Raw genomic sequence first — 13,110 nt, forward strand, 5'->3', positions numbered from 1 at the left:
ATAGAATATATGATGAGACTTATAATATATGTGATGCTTCTGCTTTACCCGTTTAGCCTGCTGCCGGCAGCTTCTGGTGCTAAGAAGGAGAAGAACTTGTCTGATGAAGAACTGATGACCCTCGTGCAGAAACAGACTTTCCGTTATTTCTGGGATTATGGACATCCGGTTTCGGGCTTGGCACGCGAACGTAGTAACGGTAATGACGATATTGTTACCATTGGTGGTTCCGGTTTTGGGGTAATGGCTATTATTGTCGGTGCAGAACGTGGATTTGTAACGCGTGAACAAGCGGCAGAGCGTATGCTGAAAATAGTCAGCTTTCTGAATGATAAGAATACGGACAGTTACCATGGCATTTGGGCGCACTGGATAAATGGGCAGAATGGAGAAACCATTTCTTTCAGCCGGAAAGATGATGGTGCCGATCTGGTAGAGTCTGCTTTCATGTTCGAAGGGTTGCTGGCTGCACATCAGTATTTCAACAAAGATAATCAGGTGGAAAGACGTATCCGTGCTCTTATTAATGACCTGTGGCGTCAGGCTGAATGGAATTGGTTTACTAAAGGTGGTGAGGATGTACTCTATTGGCATTGGTCACCCAATAACGGTTGGTCGATGAACCATCAGATAAAAGGGCATAATGAGTGTCATATTACGTATATACTTGCTGCTTCTTCACCCACTTATCCCATTGCAGAGTCGGTATATCATAAAGGGTGGGCTAATTCTATCGTTTTCAAGAATGGTAAGAAGTATTACGACATAACCTTGCCATTGGGAAGTGATTATGGCGGACCTTTGTTCTTTACCCATTATTCTTATATGGGACTTGATCCGCGTGGTTTGAAAGATTATTATGCTGATTATGAAGAACAGATGAAAGCACATACCCTGATTAATCGTGCTTATTGCATAGATAATCCGAAGGGGTATAAAGGGTATGGAGAACAGTGCTGGGGACTGACAGCCAGTGATGGTGATAAAGGTTACTCTGCGCATTGTCCTGGTAATGACCGCGGTGTTATTACCCCAACAGCTGCCTTGTCGTCTATTCCTTATGCACCGGAATATTCGTTGCAAGCCATGCGCTATTTCTATGAAGAGCTTGGCGATAAGCTTTGGGGAGAATATGGTTTCAAGGATGCATTTAACCTGACTGCTGACTGGTTTGCGCCATCTTATCTGGCTATAGATCAGGGACCTATTATTGTTATGATAGAAAATTATCGTACAGGTTTAATATGGAAATTGTTTATGAGTCATCCGGATGTACAAAAAGGATTGAAGAAGTTAGGATTTAAAACACCATACTTAAATTAAAAAGGTTACATAATTATGAAAAACATGTTTTTTAATAGTGTATTAGTTGCTTTCGTTCTGCTTGTTGCTTCGTGCAGCAAGCAGCCGGAAGCTAAGGTTGATGTGATGTCATTCAATATTCGTCTGGACCATGTAGCGGATAGTTTGAACAACTGGAAGTATCGTAAAGATGCTGCGGCACAAATGATCACTTATTATGCTCCGGATGTAGTAGGTATGCAGGAAGTATTAAAGAACCAGTTGGACGACCTGAAGAACCGTCTTCCACAATATACGGCTTTAGGTGTGGGGCGTGCCAATGGAAAAGAAAAAGGGGAATACTGTTCCCTGTTCTATAAGACCGATCGTTTCGATCTTGTGAAGAGTGGAAATTTCGGTTTGAGTGAAACACCCGATTCTATTGGAATAAAAGGCTGGGATGCTGCTTGCGAACGGATTGTGACGTGGGCTGTTCTTAAAGATAAAGTCAGTGGTAAAGAATTGGCTGCTTTTAATACACATTTCGACCATATTGGTAAGGTTGCCCGTCGTGAAAGTGCAGTTTTGTTGCTTGCAAAGATACGTGAGATAGCTTCGGATTTACCGGTAGTTATTATGGGAGATTTTAATGGTACTGTTGATTCAGACCCGATTTCTGTTCTTACGGAAGGGGGGATGCAGAATACTTATTCCACATCTGACGTAGTTTATGGTCCTGCGTGGAGTTTCCATAATTTTGGGCGCATCCCGGTTGAAGAACGCCAGTTGATCGACTTTATTTTTGTCAATGGACAGGTGGTAGCCAATAAATTCAGAGTGATAGCAGACAAGCTGGACAATGGCTATTTATCCGACCATGCACCTATTCTGGCTAATCTGACAATTCGATAGTGCCATGACTTCTAAATTATCCTTGGGGCTTTTCGCCTTACCTTTTGTGCCTTCCTCCATTGTGCAAGGTCAAGGGCAGGAAGTCCGTAACGAACGCCCCAATATCATTTTTATTATGAGTGATGACCATGCCCGTCAGGCTATGAGTATTTATGGTCATCCTATAGGGAAAGTGGCACCGACTCCGAATATTGACCGTATCGGGCATGAAGGAGCGGTTTTCCAGAATAACTATTGTTGCAATTCTATTTCCGGGCCGAGCCGTGCTGCCATACTTACGGGTAAACATAGCCATAAAAATGGTTTCATGAAGAACTGGGCGAAAGGTTTTGACGGTACGCAACAAACCCTTCCGAAGATATTGCAGGCAAATGGTTACGAGACAGCTGTTATTGGTAAGTGGCATCTTATTTCTAAGCCTACAGGTTTCGATCATTGGATGATTCTGGATGATCAGGGAGAATATTGTAATCCGCATTTTATTACTGAAAATGATACCACACGTCATTTGGGGTATGTGACGGATTTGATTACTAAATTCACGGAAGAATGGCTCGACGGACGGAAAGACAAGAACAAACCTTTCTTTCTGATGATGCATCACAAAGCTGTTCATAGAAACTGGGTACCTGCAGAAAGACATTACCATCTGTATGAGCATACTACTTTTCCACTTCCTGATAATTATTTTGATGTTTATGAGGGCCGTTATGCGGCACAGATGCAAAAGATGAATATCTATTGTGACATGTACGAAGGACACGATCTGAAGATGGTTACCGGTATGGATAGTGACAGTTTACTGTTCGACCCTTGGCCGCATGCTTTTCTGGGGACAATGGAACCGGATGAACGCCGTCGCTTTCTTGATGCATACCGTGATAGAAATAATGAATTCCACTCCAGAAAACGTTCATTCAAAGAAATCGCGGAATGGAAATATCAGCGTTACCTGCAAGATTATATGGGAGTTGTAGCGAGTGTAGACGAAAGTGTGGGAGAAATTCTCGATTATCTGAAACGTACCGGACTGGATAAAAATACGATTGTAGTCTATACTACTGATCAAGGCTTCTACTTGGGAGAACATGGTTGGTTTGATAAGCGTTTCATGTACGAAGAATCTTTCGGCATGCCGATGGTTATGCGCTGGCCCGGACATATCAAGCCGGAAACTCAGGTAACAGGACTGACGCAGAACATAGACTTTGCTCCTACTTTTCTGGATATGTGCGGTATCGAAGTGCCACGGGATATGCAGGGCGTATCGTTCCGGAAGTTGGTAGAGACGGGAAAGAAACCGCGTGATTGGCGTAAATCGCTCTATTATCATTATTATGAATTTCCCGGATTTCATAGTGTCCGTGCCCATTATGGTGTAAAGATGGAACGCTACAAATTAATGCACTTCTATGTGGAAGACAAATGGGAACTGTATGATCTGAAAACTGATCCGACAGAAATGCACAATCTGTACGGAAAGCAAGGAATGGAGAAAGTAACTGCTGAACTAATGGCAGAACTTGCACGTTTACAAAAACAATATGAAGTTCCTCAGAATTTGTGCAAGTAATATAAAGAACGAAAGAATGAAACATCTGTTATTGACTATAGTCTGCCTGATTGCGTGGACTACTCTTCCGGCGCAGGATATGCGTCAGGATACATATTGTAATCCCTTGAATATAGATTATACCTATATGATTTATAATTCCGACCGGGATATTTCTTACCGTTCGGGGGCCGATCCGGCAGTAGTGGAATTTCGCGGGGAATATTATATGTTCGTAACGCGCTCGCACGGCTATTGGCGTTCCAGGGATTTATTGAACTGGGAGTTTGTAAGTCCCGGTAAGAATTGGTATCCTCAAGGATGCAATGCTCCGGCTGCACACAATTATAAGGACTCTGTGCTTTATGTTGCAGGCGATCCTTCAGGTTCTATGAGCATCCTTTATACCGATGATCCTGCTTCCGGTGATTGGGAAGCTACGCCTGCCATTCTGCATAATCTGCAAGATCCTGATTTGTTTATTGATGACGATGGGAAAGCTTATATGTTCTGGGGATCTTCCAATGTTTACCCTATCCGGGGTATGGAATTGGATAAAAATCACCGTTTCACAAAGAAAGGGGAGACGAAAGAACTTTTCAATCTGGATATGACTAAACATGGTTGGGAGCGTTTTGGTGAGAATCATACGGATACAGTATTGGGCGGTTACATTGAAGGACCCTGGTTGACAAAATATAATGGTAAATACTATATGCAATATGGTGCGCCGGGTACGGAATTCAATGTTTATGCAGACGGAGTATACATAGCAAATCATCCGATGGGACCTTATACCTATCAGAAACATAATCCGGTATCTTATAAACCGGGTGGTTATATGAATGGTGCCGGGCATGGAAGCACTGTGCTTGGTCCCGGCGGACGGTATTGGCATTTTGCTTCGATGTCTCTTTCCATCAATGTGAACTGGGAACGTCGTCTCTGTATGTTTCCTGCCGGATTCGATAAAGATGGTGTTATGTATGTGGATACCCGTTTTGGAGATTATCCCCGTTATGCTCCTGCCGTGCCGGGTAAGGCAGGACAGTTCCGAGGGTGGATGTTGCTCTCTTACGGCAAGCCGGTTACCGCCTCTACTGTAAAAGGAGAGTTCCAACCTTCTGCATTGACTGATGAACTGACTAAGACATTCTGGTTGGCTGAGGCTAACGATGAACGCCAATGGGTAATGATTGATCTGGAAAAACCGGCTGCTGTATCTGCTATTCAGATCAACTATCATGATTACCAAAGTGATATGTATGGTCGTTATGAAGGGCTTCGCCACCGCTATGTGATTGAGGGTTCACTGGATGGACAGAATTGGGAAATATTGGTTGACCGCAAAGAAAGTTATAAAGATACCCCGAATGATTATGTTGAACTCGGACAATCCCAATCTGCGCGTTATATCCGCTATAAGAACATAGATGTACCGACCCCGAACTTGGCAATTTCTGAACTTCGGGTATTTGGATTGGATATGGGGAAAACACCGCAACAGCCGAAGAAATTAACCCTTGATCGCCACGCGGACCGTCGTGATATTACTATCAGTTGGGAACCGGTCAAAGGTGCACAGGGATATAATGTGTTATGGGGTATTGCTCCCGATAAACTTTATAGCTCTTGGATGGTATATGGAAATAATGAATTACTTATGAAATCTCTTACCACCGATCAGGATTATTACTTCTGTGTGGAAGCATTTAATGAGAATGGTGTATCTTTACGTTCAGAAGTGAAACATGTAAAATAACAATGCTATGAAACGATTAATCAGTGCAATTTGTGTTCTTTTCTTCCTGTTACCTTTGTCTGCTCAGGAAACCTACCAGAAAGAAACCTTTATCTCCTCCCGGGGAGATACCTTGCAGTATCGCTTGCTGCAACCGGAGAACATGAAAAAGAGTGAGAAGTATCCTTTGGTGCTCTTTCTGCATGGTGCAGGGGAGCGTGGTAATGATAATGAGAGGCAATTGACCCATGGTGGACAGATGTTTTTGAATCCGGTGAACCGGGAGAAATACCCGGCATTCGTGCTCGCACCACAGTGTCCCGAAACGGGCTATTGGGCATACTCGGCACGTCCTGAATCATTTTTGCCGAATGAGATGCCGTTGAACGAACCGATAACTCCGATTTTTCAGACAGTGAAGGATTTGCTGGATACTTATCTGGCAATGCCTCAGGTTGATAAATCGCGTATTTATATCATTGGACTTTCTATGGGAGGAATGGGAACCTTTGACATGGTTGTCCGTTTCCCGGAGATATTTGCTGCTGCTGTGCCTATTTGCGGTACAGTAAATGTGGCGCGCCTGAAAGCTGTCAAGTCTGTAAAGTTTCGTATTTTCCACGGTGATGCTGACAATGTGGTTACACCTGAAGGTTCGCGTGCGGCATACAGGACTTTGAAGAAGGAAGGTGCTGATGTGGAATACATTGAGTTTCCGGGATGTAATCATGGTAGCTGGAATCCGGCTTTCAATTATCCCGACTTTATGAGTTGGCTGTTCAGTCAGAAGAAATAGTTTAAAGAAAAATGGCAAGTAGATTTATCCTGCTTGCCATTTTTCTTTAAACTATTTTTCTTCATAATCCCCGTTAGCTTTAATCAGCTCAATCAGCTTTTCTACAGCTTCTTCTTCGGGAATATTCTTTTCAATGCATTCTTTCTTCTTATACAGACTGATTTTCCCACGTCCGGCACCTACGTAGCCATAGTCAGCATCAGCCATTTCTCCGGGACCATTGACGATGCAGCCCATAATACCTATTTTCAATCCTTTCAGGTGTGAAGTAGCGGCTTTTACACGTGCTATGGTGCTTTGAAGGTCGAACAGGGTACGTCCGCATCCGGGGCAGGAGATATATTCCGTTTTGCTGGTGCGTATACGTCCTGCTTGCAGAATACCAAAGGCTGTGGCATCTACTACGGCATGAGTGAGATTTCCCTGGTTGAACAGGAAAATACCATCGCAAAGACCGTCGAAGATAAGTGCTCCCATGTCGGCAGCAGATTTTATCTGCAAGTCCTCTGCTTCATTTTCAGCATAGTGCTGGAAGAATACAACCGGATTTTTCAGTCCTTCCTGCATCAACTGGTGAACTAAAGCACGATGTTCCCCAAGTCGGTTAGGATGGTTGCTCTGTGATATAATGACTACTTCAGGATGATATTTCAGACAAGCAATCACTTCTTCCGTTTGTGCCATGTAAGGCATAAACATGAATTTCAAATCGGCTTGGCAATTGCCCATAAGTGGCATCTGCTGGTAATTGAAAGCCGGATAGGTTCCAGGCTCTTCTTCCCATACATCCGCATCCAGGATGTATTCCACTCCTTCTTCACGAGTTTCCGGTAAGGCACGTCCGGCGTAGATATAATCCGGAATGAATTGCGGGTTCGTATCAAATTTTCCGTCCATGCGTTCGGCAATGACTACAGGCAGGTGATTCCCACCTATGTTGCGTACGGCAGTTGTCTCACGTCGTACCGGAGAAAGATAGTTGAAACCTTCTGCTTCCACTCCGGGTATGTAAGGGTGATCCTGGTGCTGCATGATGTAATCCACCAACTTTCGTGCTACAGGTATTTCTGCTTCCGGAGCTTCGCTCAAAGAAACGCGGATGGTATCACCCAGGCCGTCGGCTAGCAATGCACCGATGCCCAATGCAGACTTGATACGTCCGTCCTCACCATCCCCGGCTTCTGTAACGCCAAGGTGCAACGGGAATTGCATTCCTTCCTTTTCCATTACAGCAGCTAACAAGCGAACCGTTTTTACCATTACTACTGTATTGGAGGCTTTGATGGAGATAACAACATCTGTAAAGTCTTCTTTTACACAGATGCGCAGGAACTCCATGCATGATTCCACCATACCTTCCGGTGTATCGCCGTAGCGAGACATAATGCGGTCGGACAGTGAGCCATGATTTACACCGATGCGGATAGCTGTATGATTCTCCTTGCAGATATTCAGGAAAGGAACGAATCGGTCATGTATCTTCTGCAACTCTTGTGCATACTCTTCGTCTGTATATTCCAGATGCTTGAAGGTGCGTGCGGCATCTACATAGTTTCCCGGATTGATACGCACTTTCTCGACATACTGTGCTGCTACATCTGCTACCTTTGGGTTGAAGTGGATGTCGGCAACCAGTGGAACCATATATCCGTCCCGGCGCAAACCGGCATTGATGTTCATCAGGTTTTCCGCTTCTTTAATGCCTTGTGCTGTCAGACGTACATATTCACCTCCGGCATCTACAATACGTTTAGCCTGTGCCACGCTGGCTTCTGTATCCTGTGTGGCGGTGTTTGTCATACTCTGTATGCGTATAGGATTGGAGCCGCCCATAGGGGTGGCTCCAATATTTACTTCTGATGTTTCCCGACGGGAATAGTTGAATAAATCCACTAATTACTCCTTTTTAATTCGTTTTATACTCGTACTTTACTTCTTTCAGCTCCTCGTTCGCCTTTACGATTTTCTTTTTCAGCCCTTCTTTGTAGGCTGCAAAAGTTTCAGCGAGATCGGCATCGCTTAAAGCTAGCATTTGTATAGCAAGAATGGCAGCGTTCATGGCGCCATTGATGGCAACTGTGGCTACAGGGATTCCGGGAGGCATCTGAATGATAGAGTAGAGAGCATCTACGCCATCCAGCACAGAACCTTTAACGGGAACTCCGATGACAGGTAGTGTAGTGTTAGCAGCGATGACTCCGGGCAGAGCGGCAGCCATGCCGGCGGCTGCGATTATCACTTTAACGCCGCGTCCGCGGGCGTTCTTTGCAAAATCCTCTACAGCTTCCGGAGTGCGGTGTGCAGAAAGAGCGTTCATTTCGAACGGTACATGTAAATCATTCAGCAGTTGAGCGGCCTTTTCCATAACAGGAAGGTCGGAGGTGCTGCCCATGATGATGCTTACTAATGGAGACATAATTATTTAGTTATTAGTGTTTAGTGATTAGTGATTAGCAAACTTCTCAATATCAATGCTAATCACTAACCACTAATAGTTAATCGTTAATCAACGCTTTGTAGGCAGCAGCATCCAGTAATGAATCGAAATCTGCATCAGCATCCGGTTTCATTTTGATGAGCCAGCCTTCACCGTACGGATCTTTGTTAACCAGTTCCGGTTGGTCAGCAAGAGCCTCGTTTTGTTCCAGGATTTCTCCGCCTACGGGCAAGAAAAGATCAGAAATGGTTTTCACTACTTCAATGGTCCCGAATACTTCGTCGGCTGCCAATGTTTCACCCTCTGCTTGGATATCTACGAATACGATATCGCCCAATTGTGCCTGGGCGTAATCGGTGATACCTACATAAGCTACATCGCCTTCAAGGCGTATCCACTCGTGTTCTTTGGTGTACTTTACATTTTCTGGGAAATTCATGATCATTATTTTTAAAGGTTAATACTTATATAATTACAAATTACTAATTATAAATTACAATGTGAGCCCTTTTTACTTCTCTTAAAAGAGGAAAATACGGAACAGGATATTACTCAGTGGATGAAGCACTAATAAAGAGCAAATTAATCCTACGGCAAAACCTACCAGTACCTCTCCCAATGTATGATGCTGTAAAATAATACGTGCTGTGCCCAGGACACCTGCAATCAGGATGAACAGGCATAGCCACCATACCGGATTGTATCCGAACAAGGCACTGAAAGATACCAGCCCTCCTACAATAGCCCCTACACCTGCCATGTGCTCGCTTAACTTCCATTTCAGATTGACAACAATGCAGATAACCATCATGATCAATGCAGCAAGAATAATCCCCGTCATGTACCAAGGGATATTCAGGCGGTGCATCATCACCAGGCAGAATACGTATGAAGTAATAGTAAGCAAGAATGGCATAAAGCGCCGCTTACGTTCACCCAAGTCTTCGGGACTGAAACCATTGATTTTACGGAACAGGAAGATGGTGAGCGTAGGCATAAGAATAGTGAAGCAGTACACTACTCCAAGCACAATCAGCTTATACTGTATAGGCATGATGCGCAGGTACGAGAAAAGGAACAGAATCAGAAACGCCAGGAATGGAATGGAAAACGGCGTGAATATAGCCGATATCACCCGGGCTGTCCGGATTAAGGTCCTGTCTGCTACAATATGTTGTTCTTCCATGAATAGAGTTCTCAAATTAATAATTACTTCCTCAGTCTTGCCACCGGTATGTTCAACTGTTGCCTGTACTTGGCTACCGTGCGGCGTGCTATAGGATATCCTTTTTCTTTCAGTATATCCGTCAGTTCATCATCTGTATAAGGTTTCTTTTTATCTTCATTGTCAATGCATTCTTTCAATATCTTACGAATCTCACGTACAGACATTTCCTCACCGTCTTCGGTGACGTATCCATCACTGAAGAAGAATTTCAGTGAATAGATGCCATAGTTGGTTTGCACATATTTGCTGTTGCTGACGCGGGAGATGGTTGAAATGTCTAATCCGGTACGTTCGGCAACATCCTTCAATATCATAGGGCGCAACAATGATTCGTCTCCTTCGAGGAAGAACGGGCGTTGCAGGTCGATAATGGCTTGCATGGTAGTCATTAATGTATTCTGGCGTTGCTTCACGGCATCAATAAAGCCTTGTGCTGCATCCATCTTCTGCTTCAGGAACATCATGGCTTCTTTCGACTCTTTCGACTGGTTAGCCCTGTTTTTGGTATGCTCTTCCACCATCTCGGTGAAATCACGGCTCATACGCAGTTCCGGAACGTTCCGGTTGTTCAGAGCCAGATTGATGGTACCGTCATCGTATGTATCTACAATGAAGTCGGGGATGATCTGTTGCATGTTCCGGCCGATGGCTTCACCCAGAGAGGCACCCGGACGCGGATTGAGTTTGCAGATCTCTTTGATAGCCTGTTCAAAAGCATCTTCTTCCAGTCCGAGCTTCTGCTGTATCTTGTCCCAATGCTTACGGGTAAATTCTTCGTAACATTCGGAGATGATCGCTTCTTCTATATAAAGTAGAGGGTTCGGGGTGAAGTGCTGTTGCTCTATCTTGCGATGAATCTGAATGAGCAGGCATTCTTGCAGGTTGCGTGCACCGAGTCCGGCGGGATCAAAGTCCTGGATGATCTTCAGTGCCTCTTCCAATTCTTCCTGGGTGCATTCGATGCCGGCGTAGATGGCGAGTTCATCACAGATGCTATCCAGAGACTTACGTAACAGGCCGTCGTCATCTAATGATCCGATCAGATATTCCGCCAGTTCACGCTGATGCTCGGTCAGGTCACGTTCGCTTAGTTGCTCCTTTAGGGTTTCGTAAAAAGAAGTGGCGTCGGAGAAAGGTATTTCTTCGGCCTGTTCACCTTTGCTACGGTTGTTTTCCTGCAATTTGTAGTCGGGGATATCGTCTTCGCTCAAATAGTCGCTTAATGAATCATATTCATTGGCTCCGCTGTCTTCTGCGGAACCTTCCGTATCGGAATTTTCAGAAAAGTCGTCACTTGCCGTATCTTCCTTTCCTTCTTCCAGAGCCGGATTTTCCAGAAGTTCCGCATGTATACGGTCTTCCAGTTCTACAGCGGGCAATTCCAATAGCTTCACTACCAGAATCTGCTGGGGCGACAGTGTCTGTACCTGTTGCTGCGCTTGAGTTTGTACTTGTCTGGAACCTTGTGCCATACTTATTCTTTTCTTTTACTCGCCGCAAAGATAATGCAAACGAGACAGAATAAAATGAACTCGTTCATTTTTTATGCCGAGGCGCAACTTATCTTCACACTTTTTGCAAAAATAGTGAATAGTTCGGGAACGCGAAATGTTCTCGGCATAAGTTTTTCATGCAAGCATGAAAGATTGGCGCCTAATTTACATTATCTTTGCTAAAAGTGAAGATAAGCTGTACATCAGCAATAAAAATAGGCAAGCTTATTTTGTGCTGCTTTCGGTTTGCATTATCTTTGTGCGTATCAACTTAAAAAATTGCAACGTTATGTTTGATAAAGAAACTTATGTGCAGCGCAGAGCCCTGCTGAAAAAAAATATTGGCTCCGGAGTGTTACTATTCTTGGGAAATGACGAACAAGGACTGAATTATGAAGATAATGCTTTCCGTTATCGTCAGGATTCTACTTTCCTCTACTATTTCGGCTTGTCGTTTGCCGGACTTTCCGCTATCATTGACATCGATGAGGACAAAGAAATCATTTTCGGAGACGAACTGACTATCGATCATATTGTATGGATGGGTACGCAGCCGACTCTGAAAGAGAAGAGTGAACGGGTAGGCATTCGGGAGACGCTTCCTTCCGTCGCGATTATCAGCTATCTGCACAAAGCCGTACAAAAAGGTCAGACAGTGCATTATCTTCCGCCTTACCGTCCCGAACATAAGCTGAAACTCATGGATTGGCTGGGTATTCCGCCTGCACGCCAGGAAGGTTCCGTACCGTTTATCCGTGCGGTGGTGGCACAGCGTAATTATAAATCTGCCGAAGAAATTGCAGAAATAGAAAAAGCATGTGATGTGACTGCCGACATGCATATCAAGGCGATGGAAGTGATTCGTCCGGGTATGTACGAATATGAAGTTGTGGCAGAGATGAACCGTGTAGCCGAAATGAATAATTGTGAACTTTCTTTCCCTACAATTGCCACAATCAACGGACAGACTTTGCATAATCATTATCATGGTAATAAAATTAAATCGGGTGACTTGTTTCTGATCGATGCCGGTGCGGAACTTCCATCGGGCTATTGTGGTGATATGTCGTCTACTGTACCTGCCGATAAAACGTTTACTTCGAAGCAACGTGCCGTTTACGAAATTCAGAATGCTATGCATCTGGAATCTGTAAAGGCTCTCCGTCCGGGTATTCCTTATATGGAAGTGTACGACTTATCTGCCCGCGTAATGGTAGAAGGTTTGAAAGGACTGGGTCTGATGAAAGGAAATGCGGATGATGCAGTGCGCGAAGGTGCTCATGCATTGTTCTATCCCCACGGTCTGGGACACATGATGGGACTGGATGTGCATGATATGGAAAATCTGGGCGAAGTGTGGGTAGGCTATAACGGTCAACCCAAGAGCACACAGTTCGGACGTAAGTCTCAACGTCTTGCCATTCCTTTAGAACCGGGCTTTGTACATACCGTTGAACCGGGTATCTACTTCATTCCCGAATTGATTGACATGTGGAAAGAAGGTAAGAAATTCACAGACTTTATCAATTATGACAAATTGGAAGAATATCGTGACTTCGGTGGTATTCGCAATGAAGAAGATTATCTTATTACAGAAACCGGTGCCCGCCGCTTAGGCAAGAAGATACCATTGACTCCGGAAGAAGTGGAAGCTTTGCGATAGTATCAAT

11 protein-coding genes are annotated in these 13,110 nt (G+C 44.4%); 6 read left to right on the plus strand and 5 right to left on the minus strand.

The window, feature by feature from the left end; genetic code table 11:
* Window positions 1-9 precede the first annotated feature (9 nt).
* Genes K429_RS0112695 through K429_RS0112715 form a run of 5 tightly spaced genes read left to right on the plus strand, consistent with a single transcriptional unit; the run spans window position 10 to window position 6,282 of the window.
* On the plus strand, window positions 10-1,323 hold the full coding sequence (locus tag K429_RS0112695) for a glucoamylase family protein (RefSeq protein WP_369796082.1): 1,314 nt from the start codon (window positions 10-12) through the stop codon (window positions 1,321-1,323).
* A gap of 15 nt (window positions 1,324-1,338) precedes the next feature.
* Complete coding sequence (locus K429_RS0112700; protein ID WP_026367158.1) at window positions 1,339-2,193, plus strand: endonuclease/exonuclease/phosphatase family protein; 855 nt, start codon at window positions 1,339-1,341, stop codon at window positions 2,191-2,193.
* A 4-nt stretch (window positions 2,194-2,197) separates the two neighbouring features.
* Window positions 2,198-3,766, plus strand: a complete 1,569-nt coding sequence (locus K429_RS0112705) for a sulfatase (RefSeq protein ID WP_026367159.1) — start codon at window positions 2,198-2,200, stop codon at window positions 3,764-3,766.
* Between the two features lie 16 nt (window positions 3,767-3,782).
* Window positions 3,783-5,507 (plus strand): family 43 glycosylhydrolase, encoded by a 1,725-nt coding sequence (locus tag K429_RS0112710; RefSeq protein ID WP_026367160.1) that lies wholly within the window; start codon window positions 3,783-3,785, stop codon window positions 5,505-5,507.
* Between the two features lie 7 nt (window positions 5,508-5,514).
* Entirely contained in the window at window positions 5,515-6,282 is a 768-nt protein-coding gene (locus K429_RS0112715) for a prolyl oligopeptidase family serine peptidase (RefSeq protein WP_026367161.1), read from the plus strand.
* A gap of 51 nt (window positions 6,283-6,333) precedes the next feature.
* On the opposite strand, the gene K429_RS0112720 is transcribed toward K429_RS0112715, so the two are convergent.
* From K429_RS0112720 to rpoN, 5 genes are all read right to left on the minus strand, one after another.
* Window positions 6,334-8,175, minus strand: a complete 1,842-nt coding sequence (locus K429_RS0112720) for a 4-hydroxy-3-methylbut-2-en-1-yl diphosphate synthase (RefSeq protein ID WP_007219444.1) — start codon at window positions 8,173-8,175, stop codon at window positions 6,334-6,336.
* A 13-nt stretch (window positions 8,176-8,188) separates the two neighbouring features.
* On the minus strand, window positions 8,189-8,698 hold the full coding sequence (purE, locus tag K429_RS0112725) for a 5-(carboxyamino)imidazole ribonucleotide mutase (RefSeq protein WP_007219445.1): 510 nt from the start codon (window positions 8,696-8,698) through the stop codon (window positions 8,189-8,191).
* A 79-nt stretch (window positions 8,699-8,777) separates the two neighbouring features.
* Entirely contained in the window at window positions 8,778-9,158 is a 381-nt protein-coding gene (gene gcvH / locus K429_RS0112730; protein ID WP_007219446.1) for a glycine cleavage system protein GcvH, read from the minus strand.
* An 81-nt stretch (window positions 9,159-9,239) separates the two neighbouring features.
* Entirely contained in the window at window positions 9,240-9,905 is a 666-nt protein-coding gene (locus K429_RS0112735; RefSeq protein ID WP_007211885.1) for a membrane protein, read from the minus strand.
* A 23-nt stretch (window positions 9,906-9,928) separates the two neighbouring features.
* Complete coding sequence (gene rpoN, locus K429_RS0112740; protein ID WP_007211886.1) at window positions 9,929-11,419, minus strand: RNA polymerase factor sigma-54; 1,491 nt, start codon at window positions 11,417-11,419, stop codon at window positions 9,929-9,931.
* A gap of 310 nt (window positions 11,420-11,729) precedes the next feature.
* Here rpoN and K429_RS0112745 point away from each other — a divergent pair, with 310 nt between their 5' ends.
* On the plus strand, window positions 11,730-13,103 hold the full coding sequence (locus tag K429_RS0112745; protein ID WP_007219447.1) for an aminopeptidase P family protein: 1,374 nt from the start codon (window positions 11,730-11,732) through the stop codon (window positions 13,101-13,103).
* Window positions 13,104-13,110 lie beyond the last annotated feature (7 nt).

Origin of the sequence: Bacteroides sp. 14(A), assembly GCF_000526555.1 — a bacterium.
GTDB classification, from domain to species: domain Bacteria; phylum Bacteroidota; class Bacteroidia; order Bacteroidales; family Bacteroidaceae; genus Bacteroides; species Bacteroides cellulosilyticus.